The 19,433-nt window shown below is 59.9% G+C and carries 13 protein-coding genes and 4 pseudogenes; 7 read left to right on the forward strand and 10 right to left on the reverse strand.

Translation table 11 applies throughout. The features are described from left to right. Nucleotides 1-47: 47 nt before the first annotated feature. The 6 genes and pseudogenes from ACA058_RS09470 to gabP all read left to right on the forward strand — a co-directional run bounded on the left by ACA058_RS09470 (nucleotide 48) and on the right by gabP (nucleotide 10,357). On the forward strand, nucleotides 48-1,877 hold the full coding sequence (locus tag ACA058_RS09470; protein WP_497638835.1) for a DUF1302 domain-containing protein: 1,830 nt from the start codon (nucleotides 48-50) through the stop codon (nucleotides 1,875-1,877). A 31-nt stretch (nucleotides 1,878-1,908) separates the two neighbouring features. Further along, on the forward strand, nucleotides 1,909-3,270 hold the full coding sequence (locus ACA058_RS09475; RefSeq protein WP_497638836.1) for a DUF1329 domain-containing protein: 1,362 nt from the start codon (nucleotides 1,909-1,911) through the stop codon (nucleotides 3,268-3,270). 74 nt (nucleotides 3,271-3,344) lie between these two features. Then, nucleotides 3,345-4,421, forward strand: a complete 1,077-nt coding sequence (locus ACA058_RS09480) for a WD40/YVTN/BNR-like repeat-containing protein (protein ID WP_497638837.1) — start codon at nucleotides 3,345-3,347, stop codon at nucleotides 4,419-4,421. A 36-nt stretch (nucleotides 4,422-4,457) separates the two neighbouring features. Continuing rightward, the gene (locus tag ACA058_RS09485) at nucleotides 4,458-6,959 is read left to right on the forward strand and encodes an efflux RND transporter permease subunit (protein ID WP_497638838.1); all 2,502 of its coding nucleotides are present in this window, start codon (nucleotides 4,458-4,460) and stop codon (nucleotides 6,957-6,959) included. Next, the gene (locus ACA058_RS09490; protein ID WP_497638839.1) at nucleotides 6,956-8,734 is read left to right on the forward strand and encodes an acyl-CoA dehydrogenase C-terminal domain-containing protein; all 1,779 of its coding nucleotides are present in this window, start codon (nucleotides 6,956-6,958) and stop codon (nucleotides 8,732-8,734) included. The genes ACA058_RS09485 and ACA058_RS09490 overlap by 4 nt, the downstream gene beginning before the upstream one ends. Nucleotides 8,735-8,956: 222 nt before the next feature. Beyond that, nucleotides 8,957-10,357 (forward strand): annotated as a pseudogene (gene gabP, locus ACA058_RS09495) (GABA permease). Between the two features lie 92 nt (nucleotides 10,358-10,449). On the opposite strand, the pseudogene ACA058_RS09500 reads toward gabP, so the two are convergent. Further along, nucleotides 10,450-11,292, reverse strand: a pseudogene (locus ACA058_RS09500) (alpha/beta fold hydrolase); the annotation flags it as partial. Nucleotides 11,293-11,400: 108 nt separating this feature from the next. Here ACA058_RS09500 and ACA058_RS09505 point away from each other — a divergent pair. Continuing rightward, nucleotides 11,401-11,484, forward strand: a pseudogene (locus ACA058_RS09505) (MerR family DNA-binding transcriptional regulator); the annotation flags it as partial. Nucleotides 11,485-11,507: 23 nt separating this feature from the next. Here the strand turns inward: ACA058_RS09505 and ACA058_RS09510 are convergent. From ACA058_RS09510 to ACA058_RS09550, 9 genes and pseudogenes are all read right to left on the reverse strand, one after another. Beyond that, nucleotides 11,508-12,968, reverse strand: coding sequence for an MFS transporter (locus ACA058_RS09510; RefSeq protein WP_497638840.1), 1,461 nt, complete (start codon nucleotides 12,966-12,968; stop codon nucleotides 11,508-11,510). A gap of 172 nt (nucleotides 12,969-13,140) precedes the next feature. Then, a pseudogene (locus tag ACA058_RS09515) lies at nucleotides 13,141-13,314 on the reverse strand (LysR family transcriptional regulator); the annotation flags it as partial. A gap of 484 nt (nucleotides 13,315-13,798) precedes the next feature. Then, the gene (locus ACA058_RS09520; protein WP_497638841.1) at nucleotides 13,799-14,725 is read right to left on the reverse strand and encodes a transporter; all 927 of its coding nucleotides are present in this window, start codon (nucleotides 14,723-14,725) and stop codon (nucleotides 13,799-13,801) included. Nucleotides 14,726-14,908: 183 nt separating this feature from the next. After that, on the reverse strand, nucleotides 14,909-15,268 hold the full coding sequence (locus tag ACA058_RS09525) for a DUF6124 family protein (protein WP_497638842.1): 360 nt from the start codon (nucleotides 15,266-15,268) through the stop codon (nucleotides 14,909-14,911). Between the two features lie 420 nt (nucleotides 15,269-15,688). Further along, nucleotides 15,689-16,702 (reverse strand): proline racemase family protein, encoded by a 1,014-nt coding sequence (locus tag ACA058_RS09530; RefSeq protein WP_497638843.1) that lies wholly within the window; start codon nucleotides 16,700-16,702, stop codon nucleotides 15,689-15,691. 37 nt (nucleotides 16,703-16,739) lie between these two features. Then, on the reverse strand, nucleotides 16,740-17,528 hold the full coding sequence (locus ACA058_RS09535; RefSeq protein WP_497638844.1) for an ABC transporter permease: 789 nt from the start codon (nucleotides 17,526-17,528) through the stop codon (nucleotides 16,740-16,742). Continuing rightward, entirely contained in the window at nucleotides 17,525-18,142 is a 618-nt protein-coding gene (locus ACA058_RS09540) for an ABC transporter permease (RefSeq protein ID WP_497638845.1), read from the reverse strand. Before ACA058_RS09540 ends, ACA058_RS09535 begins: the two co-directional genes overlap by 4 nt. Nucleotides 18,143-18,156: 14 nt before the next feature. Continuing rightward, complete coding sequence (locus ACA058_RS09545) at nucleotides 18,157-18,366, reverse strand: hypothetical protein (RefSeq protein WP_497638846.1); 210 nt, start codon at nucleotides 18,364-18,366, stop codon at nucleotides 18,157-18,159. Then, complete coding sequence (locus ACA058_RS09550) at nucleotides 18,363-19,430, reverse strand: ABC transporter ATP-binding protein (RefSeq protein WP_497638847.1); 1,068 nt, start codon at nucleotides 19,428-19,430, stop codon at nucleotides 18,363-18,365. The genes ACA058_RS09545 and ACA058_RS09550 overlap by 4 nt, the downstream gene beginning before the upstream one ends. Between the last annotated feature and the right edge of the window lie 3 nt (nucleotides 19,431-19,433).

Below are 19,433 nucleotides of genomic sequence, written 5' to 3' on the forward strand. Positions count from 1 at the left end.
AGCGCAGGCCGTTTCAACGCATTTCCATGAACCACAGAGAAGGTGAGATGAACAATAACAATAAGATCTGCCAGGTAAATCTGCGTCGAGGGCTTCTGGCTTCAGCAATACTGACCGGGCTGGGCATCTTGCCCGTTCAAGCCCTGGAAATCGCTACCGGGAACGAAGACCTGGCGGTGCGTTTCGACAACACCTTCAAATTCAACTATGCCCAGCGGGTCGAAAGCCCCAACAGCAAGCTGGCGAACTCGTGGAATAACAACGACGGCAACCGCAACTTTTCCTCGGGCAGTGCGGTGTCCCAGCGCCTGGACGTGCTCTCGGAACTGGATGTGGTCTACAAGCAAAAGGCGGGTTTTCGCGTCAGCGCCAACACCTGGTATGACCATGCCTACGACAATGTCGGTAGCGACAATGCGGCGACCAACCAGCTCAACCACGGGGTGCCGGATTCACGCCATATCAGCGGTTACGCCGATCGCTACTACAACGGCCCGTCGGCCGAGATCCTCGATGCATTCGTTTTCGGCAGCCTGGAAATCGGCGAAGAATCGATGCTCAGCGCCAAGCTCGGCAAGCACACCCAGTACTGGGGCGAAAGCATCCTGGCCTTTGCCCACGGCAACAGCTACGGCCAGTCCGGCCTGGATATTTCCAAGGCACTGGCGGTACCGGGCACTGAAGCCAAGGAACTGTTCATCCCGCGTAACCAGTTGTCCGCCAGCTTCACGGTCAACCCGGAACTGACCCTCGGCGCGCAGTACTTCCTCGACTGGGACGCCGCGCGTTTACCGGAGTCCGGAACTTACCTGGGCTTCAACGACGGCATTCAGAATGGCGGGCATAACCTGTCGCTGATCGGTGGGCAGAATCCGTTTTTTGGTGCTCCTGGTCCGATCGGTGCCAATCAGTTCCTGCGCCTGAGTAATGGCCATACCTTCACCCCGGACAAGCGCGGCGACTTCGGCCTGATGGCCAAGTGGAGCCCGGAATGGCTCGACGGTACCCTCGGTGTGTACTACCGCAACACGTCCGACATCCTGCCCAACCTGGTGCTGCAGCCGACCGCCGTCGGCCCTGCACAACTGATCTCCGGCAACATCGGCAGCTACAACCAGTTCTACGTCGATGACATCGATATCTACGGCATCAGCCTGTCGAAAAGCATCGCCGGGGTCAGCGTCGGTTTCGATCTGAACTATCGCGAAAACATGCCGCTGGCCAGCGTGGCTGGCACCGTGAATCCGGCTGCGGCCGCCCGCGGGTTGCCAGGTTTCATCGGCGGTTTCGATGGCGAAGACGGCGTGGCCCGTGGCAACACCGTGCACGCAGTGCTCAACGGCCTGACCACCTTTGGCGACACGCCACTCTGGGACGCTTCCTCGTTGCTGGTCGAACTCGGCTACAGCCGCTGGCTGGACGTGACCGACAACAAGCAACTGTTCAAGGGTGAGGACTGGTACCACGGCACCGACAAGGTCACCAAGGACAACTACATCATTGGGGTCAACTTCAACCCGACCTGGTACCAGGTCTTCCCGGGCATCGATATGTACATGCCGATGACCTACAACGTCGGCCTCAATGGCAACTCCGCCGTGCAATTGGGCGGTAACGAGGATGCCGGCAGCTATTCGGTTGGCGTCGGCATGGACGTGCACAACCAGTATCGATACGACCTGAAATACGTGGACAACTTCGGTCCATTCGATACCTGCAACTCCGCTGGCAGCGCTGGCAATCAAGGAGATGGCGCGGCACCGGGCGCCAACGGCCAATACAACTGCGTGCCCGGCCAAACCACCGCTTTCGGCGGTACCCCATCCCAGCTCAAGGATCGCGGCATGGTCACTTTAACCTTCAAAACGACTATCTGATCGAACCGTTGCTCAGCAACAGGAGATATCCATGAAATTCGTCAAATCAGTACTGGCCACCACCTTGGCGCTGGCCGTCGCAGGCGGCGCACATGCCGCTGTTTCCCCAGACCAGGCAGCCAAGCTAGGCACCACTTTGACAGGTGTCGGTGCCGAAAAGGCCGGCAACGCCGACGGTAGCATCCCGGCCTACAGCGGTGGTCTGACTACAGCGCCAGCCAGCTATGAAAAAGGTAGCTCCTTGCGCCCCGACCCGTTTGAGGGCGAAAAGCCAAAGACAGTTATCAACGGCCAGAATGCCGCTCAATTCTCTGGCAAGCTGACGGCAACGACCCAGGAGCTGCTCAAGCGTTACCCGTCCTTTCGCGTCGATGTGTTCCCAACCCATCGTACCGTGGGGCTGCCCCAACGATTGCTGGACAACACTGCCAAGAATGCTGTGCAGACCAAGTCAGTCGAGGGGGGTGTAGCCCTGGAGAACGCCCTGCCAGGCATACCCTTTCCAATCCCCGCCGATGGCTATGAAGCCATGTGGAACCACCTGCTGCGCTATCAGGGGCATGCCCTGAATATCAAGTACGACAACTGGAACGTCGATGCTTCCGGTCGCGCAACCCTGGCTACCACCAGCAACGGCTTTACTGAGTACCCATTGTATGACCCGGCGCGAACCACGCCGGCCAAAGAAAGCGATGTGTTCTTCAAGACCAAGTTCTATTACCAGGGGCCGGCGCGTCGTGCCGGTGAGGCGGTTTTGCTCAACGATGCGGTAAACCCGCTCAAGCAACCGCGCCGTGGCTGGCAATACTTGCCAGGGCAACGCCGCGTCAAGTTGGCACCCGATCTGGCCTACGACACGCCGAACCCGGGTACGGCCGGCAGCTCCACGTATGACGACAGCTGGGTGTTCAATGGTGCGCTGGACCGTTACGACTTCAAGCTGGTCGGCAAGAAGGAAATGATCGTTCCGTACAACACCTACAAGCTCAACTACCACGAGAAAGCGGCGGATATCACCACGCCGAACCATATCAACCCCGACCTGGTGCGCTGGGAGCTGCACCGTGTCTGGGTCGTCGAGGCGACGCTGAAACCGGGCAAACGCCACATCTACAGCAAACGCACCTTCTACCTCGACGAGGACAGCTGGATCGCCCTGGCGTCCGATGAATATGACGCCAACGGCAAGCTGTACCGCGGCTCCTTCGCTCACATGGCTTACAGCTACGACGTGCAGGCACCGAATGCGGACAACTTCATGACCTACGACTTCGTTGCGGGCAGTTACGCCATCTCCGGTGTTTACGGTCCTTACGGCGGCATCAAGTACATCGAGCCGCTCTCCAAAGCCCAGTGGGCACCGGAGTCGCTGGCCGGCGCGGGTATCCGTTAACCGAACTCCATAGCGTCACTTTCCACCGGGAAGCGGTAGAGCTTGCCGGTGGCTTTTTTATCCGGGAAACAGCTATGAATAACTTCAAGTGGATGGCGTTTGCCGCACTGGCCGCGGCGCTGGCGCTGCCGTTCACCCGACCCGTGGTGGCGGCGCAGTTCGCCGATTCCCTGGACAGTCCGGCCGTTCAGAGTGAAAAGGCGATCCAGGGCGCGTTTACGGGGCTGGCCAGTGCTGGAAAACGACTGGTCGCGGTGGGCCAGCGCGGGCACATTTTTTATTCGGACGATGATGGTCAGCGGTGGCACCAGGCTCAGGTACCGGTCAGTTCCGACCTGGTTGCCGTGCATTTTCCGAGTCCGCAACAAGGCTGGGCTGTGGGGCACGATGGCGTAGTCCTGCACAGCGGCGACGCCGGCCAAACCTGGAGTCGCCAGTTTGATGGGCGTCAGGTCGGTCCGGTCATGCTTGCGTTCTACCAGCGGCTGGGCGCCGCGCAGCCCGAGGACAGCGAATTGCAAATGCGCGTGTCCGAGGCCCAACGCATGGTCGAGGAGGGCGCCGACAAGCCGTTCCTCGATGTCTGGTTCGAGAACGAGCGCGTCGGCTACATCGTCGGCGCGTTCAACCTGATTTTCCGCACCGACGACGGTGGTCAAAGCTGGACCCCCTGGCTCGATCGCACAGAGAACCCTTCCGCGCTGAACCTGTACGCGCTGCGTCCGGTGGGCAATCAGCTGTTCATTGTCGGTGAACAAGGGCTGGTGCTCAAACTCGACCCGGCGGCTGAACGCTTCCACGCCATCCCCACACCGTACAACGGCACCTTCTTCGGCATCACCGGCAAACCCGGTGCGGTGCTGGTCTTCGGCCTGCGCGGCAATGCGTATCGCAGTGTCGATAACGGTGTCAGCTGGAGCAAGGTCGAGCTCGGCCTGCCCTTGAGCATCACCGCCAGTACGGTGACAGCCGATGGGCGAATCATCCTGCTGAGCCAGGCCGGCCATGTGCTGGTCAGCGTCGACGACGGCGCCAGTTTCAAACTGCAGCCACAAAGCGGCCTGGCGCCGGTGGCTGGAGCCCAGGTATCGAGTTCCGGTGCGCTGGTGCTCGCCGGTGTTCGTGGCCTGCGTCAGCTACCCCTCGAATAAGCCCACTGTCGTATAACAAAAGAGACAAGAAACGTTATGGGTAATCACGAACTCGATACGATGCCGGTGATCCGCGAACTCAAGGGCTTCGATGCCCGCTCCGGTAACCTGCTCGAACGCCTGATCTTCAATAACCGCCTGCTGGTAGTGCTGACCTGCCTGGTCGTGACCGTCGTGCTCGGTTACTTCGCGGCCACCCGACTGACGCTCAATGCCAGCTTCGAGAAGATGCTGCCGCAGAGCCAGCCGTTCATCAAAAACTATCTGGACAACCGCCAGTCCTTGCGTGGCTTGGGCAACGCGGTGCGGGTGGTCGTCGAGAGCAGCGAAGGCGACATCTACGACCCGAAGTACCTTGAGGTGCTCAAGCAGATCAACGACACCTTGTTCATTACCCCAGGCGTCGACCGGGCCTGGATGAAGTCGTTGTGGACACCTGCCGTGCGCTGGACCGAAGTGACCGAGGAGGGCTTCCGCGGTGGGCCGGTGATGCCCGACGCCTATGACGGCTCGGCCCAGGGCGCCGAGCAGCTGCGTCAAAATATCGCCCGCTCGGGCATCGTCGGCAGCCTGATCGGCAATAATTTCAAGTCGAGCATGATCTTCGTGCCGTTGCTGGAAAAGGACCCTGTCACCGGTAAAGCCATCGACTACCACGCCTTTTCGCGCATGCTCGAAGAACAGCTGCGCAATCAATACGAGTTCGCCGGCCATGATAAAGCGCACAGTGCCGGCGAGGAGGGCAAAGGGCCGATCAAGATCCGCGTGATCGGTTTTGCCAAACTGGTCGGCGACCTGCTCGATGGCTTGATGCAGGTGATGATGTTCTTCGGTGCGGCGGCGTTGATCGCCACGGCCATCATCTTTTTCTTCACCCGTTGCGTGCGCAGCACCGCGCTGGTGATCATGTGTTCGGTGATCGCCGTGGCCTGGCAACTTGGCCTGGTTGCCCTGTTTGGCTATGCGCTCGATCCGTTCTCGATCCTCGTGCCGTTCCTGGTCTTTGCCATCGGCGTCTCCCATGGTGCGCAGAAGATGAACGGCATCATGCAGGACGTCGGGCGCGGCACGCATCTGCTGGTCGCGGCGCGCTACACCTTCCGCCGCCTGTTCCTCGCCGGTCTTACCGCGCTGCTGGCCGATGCCGTGGGCTTCGCGGTGCTGATGCTGATCGACATTCCGGTGATCCAGGACCTGGCCGTCACCGCCAGCATCGGCGTCGCGGTGTTGATCTTCACCAATCTGGTGCTGCTGCCGGTGCTGCTGTCTTATTGGGGTGTCAGTCGCAAGGCGGCCGCGCGAACCCTGCGCCAGGACGACAAGGCATCGCGGGGCAGGGGGCTGGGAAATCTGTGGAGCTTTCTTGACCGCTTTACCGAACGGCGCTGGGCAACCGGTGCAGTGGTGGTGGCGGGCCTGTTGGCGGTGGGCGGCTTCATGGTCAGCACGCACTTGAAGATCGGCGATCTCGACCCCGGTGCGCCCGAGCTGCGTTCAGACTCGCGCTATAACCGCGACAACGCCTACATCACCGCTAATTATTCGTTGTCAAGCGATCAGTTCGCCGTGATGATCAAGACCGCCAGCGAGGGCTGTCTGAAATACGAAACCCTGGTTGAGGCCGACCGCCTCGGTTGGTTGCTGCAACAACAGCCGGGCGTGCAGACCACGGTATCGTTGGTTAACGCGGTGCGGCAAATCACGGCGGGCTCCTACGAGGGCAACCCGAAAATGCTGAGCATCGCGCGTAATCAGGACGTGCTCAACTACGGCGCGCAACAAGCCTCTGTGAACAACCCCGAGCTGTTCAACAACGATTGTTCGATGATGCCGGTGGTGGCCTATCTGGCCGATCACAAGGCCGAAACCCTCGACAACGTGGTCAAGGTCGCTGATGCCTTCGCCCGCGAACACAGCAATGATGATCGTCAATTCATGCTCGCCGCCGGCAGCGCGGGGATCGAGGCGGCGACCAACATCGTGGTGCGCGAAGCCAACCGCACCATGTTGTTCTATGTGTATGGCGCAGTGATTGTGCTGTGTTTCATCACTTTCCGCAGTTGGCGCGCGGTGGTGGTGGCCGTGGTGCCGTTGATGCTGACCTCGATCCTGTGCGAGGCACTGATGGTCTGGCTGGGCATGGGCGTGAAAGTCGCGACGCTGCCCGTGATCGCGCTCGGCGTGGGCATCGGCGTCGACTACGCGCTGTACCTGCTCAGTGTCCAGCTGACCCAGCAACGTGCGGGGCTGTCCTTGACCGAGGCCTACAAAAACTCCGTCGCGTTTACCGGCAAGGTCGTGGCGCTGGTGGGCATCACCCTGGCAGCGGGCGTCATCACCTGGGCCTGGTCGCCGATCAAGTTCCAGGCCGACATGGGCATCCTGCTGACCTTCATGTTCATCTGGAACATGATCGGTGCACTGGTATTAATACCGGCGCTGTCGCATTTCCTGCTTCGCAATCCCGGACATGCGGTGTCCAGGTTCAAGACCACAGCGGTGGCATCGAGTCACGCTAATTCGAGAGTTCCATCATGAGTGATTACAAAGCCCCCCTGCGCGATATGCGCTTCGTCCTCAATGAAGTTTTCGAGGTCGCCAAACTCTGGGCCGAGCTGCCAGCTCTGGCTGAGACTGTTGATGCGGAAACTGTAGAAGCCATTCTCGAAGAAGCCGGCAAGGTCACCAGCAAAAGCATCGCGCCCCTGAGCCGTGCAGCTGACGAAGAGGGTTGCCACTGGGCGGACGGCGCCGTCACCACGCCGGCTGGTTTCCCACAGGCTTATCAGACCTACGCTGAAGGCGGTTGGGTCGGTGTCGGTGGTGACCCGGCTTACGGTGGCATGGGCATGCCCAAGGCCGTTTCGGCCCAGGTCGAAGAAATGGTCAACTCGGCCAGCCTGGCGTTCGGTCTGTACCCGATGTTGACCGCCGGTGCTTGCCTGTCGATCAACGCCCACGCCAGTGAAGAACTGAAGGCTGCCTACCTGCCGAACATGTACGCCGGGGTCTGGGCCGGTTCCATGTGCCTGACCGAGCCGCATGCCGGTACCGACCTGGGGATCATCCGCACCAAGGCCGAACCTCAGGCCGACGGTTCCTACAAGGTCAGCGGCACCAAGATCTTCATCACCGGTGGCGAACACGACCTGACCGAAAACATCATTCACCTGGTGCTGGCCAAACTGCCGGATGCACCGGCCGGTCCTAAAGGGATTTCGCTGTTCCTGGTGCCCAAGTTCATGGTCAATGCCGACGGCAGCCTGGGCGCGCGCAACCCGGCAAACTGCGGCTCGATCGAGCACAAGATGGGCATCCAGGCCTCTGCGACCTGCGTGATGAACTTCGACGAAGCCGTGGGTTACCTGGTCGGCGAGCCGAACAAAGGCCTGGCGGCGATGTTCACCATGATGAACTACGAGCGTCTGGGTGTCGGTATCCAGGGCCTGGCCACCGGTGAGCGCTCTTACCAGAATGCCGTCGAGTACGCCCGCGATCGTCTGCAGAGCCGTTCGCCGACCGGCGCGCAGAACAAGGACAAAGTCGCTGACCCGATCATCGTGCATCCAGACGTGCGTCGCATGTTGCTGACCATGAAAGCCTCGAACGAAGGCGGCCGCGCCTTCTCGACCTACGTGGCCATGCAACTGGACACCGCCAAGTTCAGCGAAGACGCCACCACCCGCAAGCGTGCGGAAGACCTGGTGGCGCTGCTGACTCCGGTGGCCAAGGCATTCCTCACTGACCTCGGCCTGGAAACCACGGTTCACGGCCAACAGGTGTTCGGCGGCCACGGTTACATCCGTGAGTGGGGCCAGGAGCAACTGGTGCGCGACGTGCGTATCACCCAGATCTACGAAGGCACCAACGGCATCCAGGCGCTGGACCTGGCAGGACGCAAGATCGTTGGCACTGGCGGGGCCTTCTACAGCCTGTTCGCCGACGAGATTCGTCACTTCACCGCCACGGCCAGCGCTGACCTGGCGGAGTTCACCAAGCCGCTCAACGATGCGGTGACCACGCTTGACGAACTGACCGCATGGCTGCTGGACCGGTCGAAAAACAACCCGAATGAAATCGGTGCGGCGTCGGTCGAGTACCTGCAAGCCTTTGGCTACGTAGCCTATGCCTACATGTGGGCGTTGATGGCCAAGGCGGCTTTCGGCAAGGAAGCGCAGGACGATTTCTACGCCAGCAAACTGGGCACCGCACGCTTCTATTTCGCCCGCTTGCTGCCGCGTATTCACTCGTTGAGCGCGTCGGTGAAGGCCGGTAGCGAATCGCTGTTCCTGTTGGATGCAGGGCAGTTCTGAGACTTGATGGGGTGCCCCGTCCGGGGCACACCCTTTTTCAAAGGGATAACGATGTCGACAACTCGCTCTGTCATCAGCAGGTGCCTGTTGGTGACTGATGAGTTCTGGCTGCGAACGAACACTTCGTCTGTGTCGAGATCAGGTACGGAGGTGGCGTGATCAGGCAACTGATTTTTCGGAAAAGCCGGGTAAGGTGGCGCATCTTTTGTCGCGGTGCCCACAATGATAAGCCCCAGTTCCAAGGATTCGAACGGCCAATTGGCGCAGGGCTTCAAGCCTCGTCACGTCACCATGCTTTCCATCGCCGGCATCATCGGCGCCGGATTGTTCGTCGGGTCGGGGCATGCCATCGCGGCGGCTGGCCCGGCCGTCATGCTGGCCTATCTGTTCTCCGGCCTGCTGGTTGTGCTGGTCATGCGCATGCTCGGGGAAATGGCGGTGGCCAACCCCGATACCGGGTCTTTTTCTACCTAGGCCGACCAGGCCATCGGGCGCTGGGCCGGCTTTACCATCGGTTGGCTCTACTGGTGGTTCTGGGTCCTGGTGATTCCCATCGAGGCGCTGGCTGCCGGCCATGTGCTGCACCAATGGTTTCCCCAGATCGATGCCTGGCTGTTCGCCCTGGCCTCGATCATTGCGTTGGTGGTGACCAATCTGTTCAGTGTGTCCAAGTACGGGGAGTTCGAATTTTGGTTTGCCATGGCCAAGGTTGTGGCGATCATCGGTTTTATCGCCTTGGGTTTCGCGGTGTTGATGGGCTGGATTCCCGAGCGCGAAGCCAGCGGTCTCAGCCTCCTGATGGCGGAACACGGCGGCTTCGCCCCCAACGGCCTGTCGGCGGTAGTGGGCGCCTTCATCACCATCATGTTCAGCTTCATCGGCACCGAAGCGGTCACCATCGCCGCTGCCGAATCAAGTAACCCCGCGCAAAACATTGCCAAGGCCACGCGTTCGGTGATCTGGCGCATCGGGGTGTTCTACCTGTTGTCCATTTTTGTGGTGATTTCCGTGGTGCCCTGGAACGATCCGCTGCTGGCTTCAGTGGGTTCCTACCAGCGCGCACTTGAACTGATGAACATTCCCCACGCCAAGTTCCTGGTCGATGTGGTGGTGTTGATTGCCGTGGCCAGCTGCATGAATTCCTCGATCTACATTTCCTCGCGCATGCTCTACTCGCTGGGGCGCCGTGGCGATGCGCCGAAGTCGTTGAAGGTGACGTCGTCGGCAGGCGTGCCAAGGGCGGCGGTGATCGCCAGTACTGTGTTGGGCGCGGGAATCACCGTGTTCAGCTACTTCATGCCCGCCGGCCTGTTCGAATTCCTGCTCGCCAGTTCAGGCGCCATTGCCTTGCTGGTTTACCTGGCCATTGCCGTGTCGCAGTTGCGCATGCGGCGCATGCTGCGCCGGCAGAAGGTCGAGCTGACCTTTCGCATGTGGTTGTTTCCGTGGCTCACCTGGCTGGTCATCCTGTTCATCTGTGCGGCGCTGGCGGTAATGATGATCACGCCCGAACACCGTACCGAAGTGAGCACGACCATCGGCCTGGCGTTGGCGATTTCCTTTATCGGCCTGGTGACATCCCGTGAGCCTGTGCAGGCTGCAAGGGCGACCTCGGCGGGATAGGGGATCGGGTGGGCCAATTAGCGGGCTTCTGCAGGAGCGTTTTAGTAATTTTGAAAAGTAGACAGGGGCAGGGTGAACCCGCCCCCGGTTTTCTAACCTCGTACGAAAGCGAGCAAATCGGCGTTGATTGTATCGGCATTCGTTGTAGGCATTCCGTGTGGGTAGCCCGAATAGGTTTTCAGCGTGCTGTTTTGCAACAGTTTGGCTGACAAGGGCCCGGAGTTTTCATAAGGCACGATCTGGTCATCATCTCCATGCATCACCAGCACGGGAATCGTGATGCCCTTTAGATCTTCGGTAAAGTCGGTCTGAGAAAAGGCTACGATCCCGTCATAATGTGCCTTTGCACAACCCATCATGCCTTGCCGCCACCAGTTGCGGATGATGCCCTCGGAGGGTTTCGCACCAGGGCGGTTATAACCGTAGAAAGGCCCAGCCGGAACGTCATGGTAGAACTGCGCGCGGTTGGCTTTGAGCTGTGCCTGCAAGTCATCGAAAACCGCCTTTGGCAAGCCGCCTGGATTGCTCGGGGTCTGCACCATCAACGGTGGCACGGCGCTGATGATGACGGCCTTCGACACTCGGTCTTCGCCGTGGCGAGCAATGTAATGGATGACTTCACCACCGCCGGTGGAGTGCCCCACATGCACAGCACCCTGCACACCTAGATGGTCGACTACGGCCGCGACGTCATCGGCATAGTGATCCATGTCGTGCCCGTCCCACACCTGACTGGATCGCCCGTGGCCGCGCCGATCGTGTGCAATGACCCGGTAGCCGTTCGCCAGGAAAAACAGCATCTGCGCATCCCAGTCGTCCGCACTGAGCGGCCATCCGTGATGAAAAAAGATCACTTGGGCATCGCGTGGACCCCAGTCTTTGTAAAAAATCTCGACACCGTCCTGCGTAGTGACATGACTCATGCTCGCATCTCCTGTGTGGTAGGGAGGCCATGACCAAAAGCATTAAACCTGCGCCGCTTGGTTGCCAAATCACTTCAGGTTTAACGTCAACTTCAAGGTCAATGGTTTTTGGGGTGGACCATGAGAATAGGCGAACTGGCGAAAACCAGCGGATTGGCGCCTTCACGCATCCGCTTCTACGAAGCGAGCGGCCTGATCAAGTCTTTGGCATTGGCTAGTAGTCCCCCTCAATCCCCAGCCTGCGACAAAGGCCTGGCCACCTGCTCCAACGCTTGACGCTCTGCAGCCACTCCCCAAACCGCTTGCACCACTGCCGCCACACACATGAGCGCAGCGCCAATCAGATAACCGATCAACAGACTGCTGCGCTGTTGGGTCTGGATGAGTTGGCCAAACAGCATCGGCCCGATGATGCCGCCCAGGCCAGTGCCAAATGCGTAAAACACGGCGATGGCCAAGGCACGGATTTCCAGTGGGAAGGTTTCTGCCACGGTCAGGTAGGCCGAGCTGGCCGCTGCCGAAGCGAAAAAGAAGATCACCATCCACGCCGCGGTTTGCTGTGTGACATCCATCCAGCTTTGCTGGAAGGCATAGCCACTGAGCGCTAGCAATATGCCGGACGTTGCGTAGGTGAAGCTGATCATCACGCGTCGGCCGATCACGTCAAACAGGCGCCCCAACAGCAGCGGCCCGCAGAAATTGCCCAGTGCCAAGGGCAATACGTACCAACCGACATGCTCGGCGGGCACCTGGTAAAAATCGGTGAGCACCAGGGCATAGGTGAAGAAGATCGCGTTGTAAAAGAAGGCCTGCGCGGTCAGCAGGGTCATCCCCACCAGCGCCCTGCGGCGGAATCTGATGAAAAGGGTATGGAATATCTCCGCCAGCGGCGTATGGTCCCGCGCGTGCAGGCAAAGGGGCTTGCTGGTCACGGCCGGCAGTTCATGGCCTTGTTCGCGCAGACGCGCTTCAATGCCTTCGACGATGCGTCGCGCCTCATCGTGCCGACCATGGATCAGCAGCCAGCGCGGGCTTTCCGGCAGCCACAGGCGCATCACCAGGATCAACAGGCCCAGCGCTGCACCGATACCGAAGCACAGGCGCCAGCCCAGGTCGCCGCCGACCAGGTGCGGGTCCAACAGGACGATGGCCCCGCCGGCGCCAAGCGCTGCGCCCAGCCAGAATGTGCCGTTGATGGTCAGGTCGACCCAGCCGCGATAGCGTACCGGGGTGAATTCCTGGATGGTCGAATTGATCGCCGTGTATTCGCCACCGATGCCCATACCCGTGAGGAAGCGCAACAGCAGGAAGCTTTCCAGGTTGAAGGAGAACGCCGTGGCCGCCGTGGCGCCTACATAGAGCCATAACGTAATGAAGAACAGCTTGCGCCGCCCCAGGCGATCGGTCAGCCAGCCGAACAGCAAGGCACCGACTACAGCGCCGGCAATGTAGATGCCGCCGGCCAAGCCAATATCGAAGTTGCTCATGCGCAGGTCGGGGCTGTTTTTCAGCGCGCCGGACACAGAGCCGGCAAGGGTCACTTCCAGGCCGTCGAGCAACCAGGTGATGCCTAGCGCGAATACTAGAAGGGTGTGAAAACGGCCCCACGGCAAGCGGTCCAGGCGTGCTGGAAGATTGGTTTCGAATATCGCGCCGGGCTCGCGGCTATGCAACTGTTGGTGGGTCATCGCCACATCATTGTCATGTGCAGTGTGTTGAGAGTTAGGAGCTAGGCCCGGGATCGGGAGTTCAATGCTCTTGCAAGCCAGTTTCGATCAACGTGGCGAGTTGCCTGATGGCTGGTGTGGCGTCAGATGCCAGCAACGCTGGGGTTGGTCAGGGCGATTCGCCAGGGAATTCCCGCAGCATCCTCACTTCCAGACTCACCATCGGGTAGGTCTGGACGACGCGTCGAGGGATCTTGCTGAGGAAATGCTCCCCAAAATCTTCTTGAAGCCCGAGTCGAATTGTCCCGGCGGTCTGGCTTTCATGCAGGGTCTGGAAAATCCCATCGGTCAGTTCCAGCAAACGGCGCTGGACGGGGCAATTAGCCTTCGGGATTGTGCAAAACCTGTATCTCAAAATTGCGGGTCATCTGTGTCTATCGGCCCTGTCGCAGGGTTGATACGGTCCGCGTTCACTGAATTTCGATGGTGCAACTATGGATCTCAACGCTATCCCGTTGACCTGCTAGCCGTGGTTTTTCAGCTGTGTTGTTGGCCACCGCGACTGCGTAGTTGGGGTTGATTATGAACGTTGGAATGACTTCTTCTGGTCGATTGTGTTGAAAAAGTCGATGTTGATATCCTCAACCGTTCTCGTGAATAGGGTTTACACCTTCTGATCTATTTTCAGGAGGACGTAATGGAAGCAGGTAAAAGGCGTAGTCAGGATAAAAAGCCCGATCCGAGTATGTCACCGTTACGCGCGCTGATCTTGCAACAGCTCACCCATGCATTTCGCACTCGCCCATACCGGCGGTGGATAGGAAAGCGGTCGATGCGATTTGGCCTGTGTTTCAAAGCCCTCCGCCGAAGCGATACTGCCAGACGATGCCAATGACATCGTATTCGCTTCCCGTGCGGGTATGCCCACCCTTACTCGCATGCAGCTTCAGCGAATGGTTCCGGTTCAACGGTAACGTGAGGGTGCCGCCGTAGCGTGTGTTTTCCTGGAAATCGTCGTTTCTGACCCCATCGACCGAGGTGCGCCCGCCAGCGAACCAGGTCGTGTCCAGCGACGTCCAGACACCGTTGCTAAAGGCATAGATAAGATGCGCCTGTACCTGGTAAATCGGGTCTTGGGAAAGTACGTGGTCGCCAAGCAACTCGTCATTGTCGGTGTAAAAGGTTCCCGCGCCGGACAATTCCAGGGTCACTTGCCCCAGACGCTTGGAAACCCCAAGTTCAGGCTTGAATGACCAGCGGTTGTTGCCCAGATTGACCAGCCTGCCAGCGTCGTATTGGCCGAACGGCGCCGTGATCGCCAGGCTGGTGCCGATAATCACATCCTGTTGATAGTTGGGGAACTCAGCCAGGGACATCGCCGGGGCGCCATATAAGTTGACCGAGAAGCGCAATCTTGGATCGATCAACCCGGAAACATTTCGCTCCCTGGGTTCACCGGCGAGCAGAGCAGAGCCGGTCAATCTTGCCTCAGGCACGACGATATCGAACTTCCCGGAGCGGCCCCAGACGTCCAGGGACCTGGCAAAGGCAAACACGACAGTCTTTATGTTGAGCTTGGCATCTTCGAGCGGGATTGACGGGTTGACCGTCACGCTGCCGTCGAGATCGCTGTAGCCCACGAGCAGGAAATTGATACCGACCGGCGTATTGGCGTAGGACCTGGGTTCGAGATCCTCTGCGACTGCACCGGGGGCTACCATGACGAGCGAAGCGGATGCGAACCGAATAAACCTGACGACGCAGAGTTTGTGTTTCATTCACATTCGCTCGCTTCCTGTGAGGACCCCGGAGTTCTGCGTATTGTAGTAGCGCATCTGTATTCGTTTGGCACTTGCAGCTGATACCAGATCGCGGCGGGGCGCGTCGGCTTCGCCTGTCGGGAAATGCGGTCCCCAACATAAAGGGACCGCTGCACAGCCTGCATGGCTGACTCGTTAGCCTCAAGCGGGCGGATCGATCTGATCCAGCATCCGGTTCGCCGTGATTTCCGCCAGCATGATGCTGTTGGAAATACCCAGCAGGGCGTTGCGCGACCCGCCGTCCAGATGATCCACCAGGTGATGAACCATCACGTCGACGGAGGCCAGCGTCTCGACCAGATAAACCGCCAGGGTTTCGGTCGTGGCCTGCGGGTCGACGGTAAACAGGGTGCTGGGTGTGCGCGGTGTAGCCTTGATATCGGCAGTTGAGGGGAAGTGAAAGTCGAGGGCGCGTTCGGCGGCCGCGTTGAGTTTGTTTGAATCGGGTTCGTATGGGGATGCTGGATCGGTGTGCGGGGGATCGGGTGTGACCTTGGACATGTCTCAGGTTCCTAATGATGTGCCAACCCTCCTGCTGCTAAACGAAGAGGGAGGCAGCTGCACGCAGGTTAGCAGACCGGTGAACCTAAGAAACCGGCGCGCCCAAGGGCGCCCTGCGCACAGCCACCATCAAATGCAGGCACAAAACCTGACTGATAGGAGCGTCGCACGTCTTAGGTTATCTACGGGCTGCTAAACCCGATCACTGATGGGCAGTGACGCGAATCAAGTTACCTAGTGGCCCCAAGGCGCACAAGCCGGCGGATTCTGGCGTAACCGTAGGCAACGGCGCAAGGTCTTGTGGCTTTCAGGACGTAAGCAGTAGGACGCTTAAACACTCGTCTTGCGCGGGTGTTTAATTTGAACCAAACGCCCGGGGGATGCCCGGGCGTTTTATTTTCCAGACTCCACTTGAGCGTGTCAGTTGACGACGAAGCCTGCCCCTACCGGATCATTGCGCTCGATCACCCAGCGCGAGGTTCCCAAAATACTGGCCGTGCCCTTGACGGTCGGGCGCACCGCGCGCGTGCCGTTGAGGTCGACTTCGCCCAGCAGGCAACCTTCGAAAGTGCCACTGCCCAACAGCCCTTCGGACAATATGGGTTGGTTCAGGCCCAGTTTTCCCCTGGCCTCGAACATCGCCATCATCGCGCTGGTGCCCGTGCCGCCGGGGGAACGGTCGAGCTGCCCGGCGCTGAAAACGTGGACATTTTTGTAGAAGGCGCCTTCGATGGTCGCTGGGTGCCAGAACGTGATGAAGTTGAGATCGTTGATATGGGCCTCGGTGGGGTGCTGGATCTTCAGCTGCCTGTTTATCTGTTCACGAGCCAGCAACCCGAGCCTCGAGAGTTCGCTGCCATTGTCGGGGCTGATGCGCAAGTCGCAGTCGGTCAGGTCGACGATGCCGAAGTAGTTGCCACCCCACACCAGATCGGCCTTGAGGTCGCCATAACCGGGAAGCTGGATCGGAATGTCTTGGGCGGCAACGTAGGCCGGTACGTTTTCGAAGCGGGTCCACAGCACGGTGTCACCTTCCGATGCCACTTCGGCGACAACCAGGCCGGCCGTGGTTTCAAAGCGGATTTTGGTGATACCGTTTTCTCCGCGTGGCACCAGGCCCAGGGCGACCATCGCCATGCTCACGGCAATGGTGCCGTGGCCGCACATGTGTGAATACACGCTGCCGTCCATGTAGATCAGCCCGGCGTCGAACTCGCTGCTCGAAGGCGGGGTGAGAAAAACCCCGAACATGTCCTTGTGGCCACGGGGTTCCTGCATCAATGCCTTGCGCAACCAGTCATAGTTCTGCTCGAGAAACGTACGCTTGGCCAGAATGCTGGAACCGGCAGGATAGGGTATGCCGCTGTGAACGATGCACAGTGGTTCGCCTTCGGTATGGGTATAGATGACATCGAACGTGTCTTGCATGCGCATGACGAAACTCCTGGCTTACGGGATGTATGAGAAAGGGTTATTTGCGTTCTGACAAAAGGTCGAGACCGATGCACAGGTCCAGAATGATCACGGCGACAACCACGACGATGATGGTGGCCCCGGAGGCGGCGGCAATGGTCGGGTCGACGGTGTACTGCACGTAGTTGAAGAGCTTGACCGGGATGGTGTTGAGGTCCGGTGTGGTGTTGAAGATCGACAGCTCCACGTTGATCCATGACGAGATGAAGGCAAAGATCGACCCGGTCACGAGCCCCGGCCGGATCTGTGGCAGCACCACCAGAAAGAATGTGGCCCAAGGTGTACCGCCCAGGTCGCTCGAGGCTTCTTCCAGGGCGCGCTGCTCGGGCGTCAGCATCGACAGCACTGAGCGCAGGATGAAGGGCGAGATGATGATGGTGTGGCCAATCAGCAACGCCAGGAAGCTGCGGGTCAACCCGAAGTAGCCCCCGAACTGCAAGAGCGCCGCGCCGAGCACGATGTGCGGAAACACCAGCGGTGAAGTCAGGGCGGCGAGGATCGCGCCTTTGCCAGGGAAGTCGTAGCGGGCCATCGCCAGGGCCGCCGGAACGCTGAGCAGCACCGCGACAAAAGTGGCGACCAGGGCCAGCACGGTGCTGGTGGCAAAGGACGCCACATAGCTTGGATCGCTGAGCATCTTGGCGTACCAGTCCAGCGTCCAGCCCTGGGGCGGGAAGGCCAGGAATGATGTGGCGGTCACGGAGACGCCGAGAATGACGACCAATGGCAGCAGCAGGTAGCCCAGCACGGCCCAGGCCACCAGCCTGACCAGTATTTGAGTGATCATTGATTGCTCCCCCGGATATTCCCGACACGCCCGGCAAGCCCGACCATTACCAGGGTAAAGATCAGCAGCACGACGCTCAGCGCTCCGCCGTAGTTGAAGTCGAAGACCGAACTGTATTGCTGGAAGATCAGCATCGAGAGCACGGAGATCCGTCCCCCGGAGAGCAGCGCCGGCGTGACGTAGGCGCTTGCCGCCAAGGTGAACACCATGATCGAGCCGGAAATGATGCCGGGCATGGTCAGCGGCAGCACCACATGGAAAAACGTAGCGCGGGGGCTGGCACCCAGGTCCCCGGACGCCTGCTCAAAGGCCGGGTCGACTTGGGCCAGGGCATTGCCGGCAGCGAGCACAATGAACGGCAGCAGGATGTACACCATGCCGATCAGGATGCCGAGTTCGGTGCCTAGAAAACGTACCGGTGTATCGATCAGGCCGGTCTCCAGCAGGCTCTGGTTGACCAGGCCCTTGCGCCCCAGCAGGACCATCCAGCCGAACGAGCGGACGATGTTGCTGGTGAACATCGGCACCACCAACAGGATGACGCAGGCTCTGCGCCAGGCGCGCCATTTCACGACGCGCACCAGATACCAGGCCAGCGGATAACCGAGCAGCAACGAGATCAGGGTGGTCAGCGCGGCAATGCAAGCGTCACCAGAATCACACCCCAGTGGTACTGGTCGCCCAGCACGCGGATGTAGTGCTCCAGGGTGAACGCCAGATCCGCATTGCGCGTAAAACTGGCGAAGATCACCACGGCGAAAGGCGCAAGGAAAAACGCGGTGAAAAACGCCAAGGCACCGAACAGCAGCAGCGACGGAGCGAGCGCCGTGCGTTTCATACCGACTCTCCGATCAGGTGCAGATGCTCGGGATGGAAGCCCAGGCGCACGGCGCTGCCGGCAATCAGGTCGGCCCGAGGCAAGCCCATGGTGCGCGCCACGATGAGCTGCCCGTCGATCACGGAGTGGACCAGGGTGTGGCTGCCGACACTGACGACATCGGTCACTGTGCCGTGGATTTCATGACGACCGGCAGTTTCCGGGGTCGACGCATCAAGCACCTGCACATGCTCGGGGCGCAACACGGCCACCCCATGCGGCAGCAGGTTTTTTTCAGTGCGTGAGATCGGCTCATGCCGGATCGCCAGGCGAATCTCGCCGTTATCGCTGGCCTGATAGCCGATCAGGTTGGCCTCGCCGATGAAGTCCGCGACAAAACGCGACGCGGGTTTACTGTAAATTTCGCTGCTGGTCCCGACCTGTTCGATGCGTCCGGCATTCATCACCACGATGCGATCGGCGATGGTCATCGCTTCTTCCTGGTCGTGGGTGACGAAGATGAACGCGATACCCAGCTTGGCTTGCAGATGCTTGAGCTCAAGCTGCATGCGCTTGCGCAGTTTCATGTCCAGCGCCGAGAGCGGCTCGTCGAGCAGCAGCAGTTTCGGTTGGTTGACGATGGCGCGAGCCAGGGCCACGCGCTGCTGCTGTCCACCGGACATGCCGCGGGGGAAACGGTCTTCCAGGGCTTCAAGGCCAACCATCGCCAATGCTTCCCGGGCCTTGAGCCGTGCCTCGGTGCGATTGACACCCTGGCGCCGCGGTCCGTAGGCAACGTTTTCCAGTACGGTCATGTGCGGAAACAGCGCGTAGTTCTGGAACACGGTGTTGAGGGGACGACGGTAAGGCGGCAGACGACTGACATCCTGACCGTCGATGGCGATGGTGCCGGAATCGGGCTGCATGAAGCCGGCGATCGAACGCAGCAAGGTGGTTTTGCCACAACCGCTGGGGCCGAGCAGGACGATGAATTCGCCCTGTTCGATATCCAGGTGGATGTTGTCCAGCGCCTGGAATGGCCCGAAGTTTTTACAGACGCTGTCGATGCTCAACAAAACTGACATTGC

The sequence above is a fragment of the Pseudomonas sp. LBUM1649 genome, from assembly GCF_059716155.1.

Coding starts and splice junctions, on each gene's coding strand:
- ACA058_RS09485 (WP_497638838.1), top strand. CDS start 4,458: ATGGGTAATCACGAACTCGATACGATGCCGGTGATCCGCGAACTCAAG.
- ACA058_RS09510 (WP_497638840.1), bottom strand. CDS start 12,968: ATGACCCACCAACAGTTGCATAGCCGCGAGCCCGGCGCGATATTCGAA.
- ACA058_RS09535 (WP_497638844.1), bottom strand. CDS start 17,528: ATGATCACTCAAATACTGGTCAGGCTGGTGGCCTGGGCCGTGCTGGGC.
- ACA058_RS09475 (WP_497638836.1), top strand. CDS start 1,909: ATGAAATTCGTCAAATCAGTACTGGCCACCACCTTGGCGCTGGCCGTC.
- ACA058_RS09530 (WP_497638843.1), bottom strand. CDS start 16,702: ATGCGCATGCAAGACACGTTCGATGTCATCTATACCCATACCGAAGGC.
- ACA058_RS09525 (WP_497638842.1), bottom strand. CDS start 15,268: ATGTCCAAGGTCACACCCGATCCCCCGCACACCGATCCAGCATCCCCA.
- ACA058_RS09545 (WP_497638846.1), bottom strand. CDS start 18,366: ATGAAACGCACGGCGCTCGCTCCGTCGCTGCTGCTGTTCGGTGCCTTG.
- ACA058_RS09520 (WP_497638841.1), bottom strand. CDS start 14,725: ATGAAACACAAACTCTGCGTCGTCAGGTTTATTCGGTTCGCATCCGCT.
- ACA058_RS09480 (WP_497638837.1), top strand. CDS start 3,345: ATGAATAACTTCAAGTGGATGGCGTTTGCCGCACTGGCCGCGGCGCTG.
- ACA058_RS09490 (WP_497638839.1), top strand. CDS start 6,956: ATGAGTGATTACAAAGCCCCCCTGCGCGATATGCGCTTCGTCCTCAAT.
- ACA058_RS09470 (WP_497638835.1), top strand. CDS start 48: ATGAACAATAACAATAAGATCTGCCAGGTAAATCTGCGTCGAGGGCTT.
- ACA058_RS09550 (WP_497638847.1), bottom strand. CDS start 19,430: ATGTCAGTTTTGTTGAGCATCGACAGCGTCTGTAAAAACTTCGGGCCA.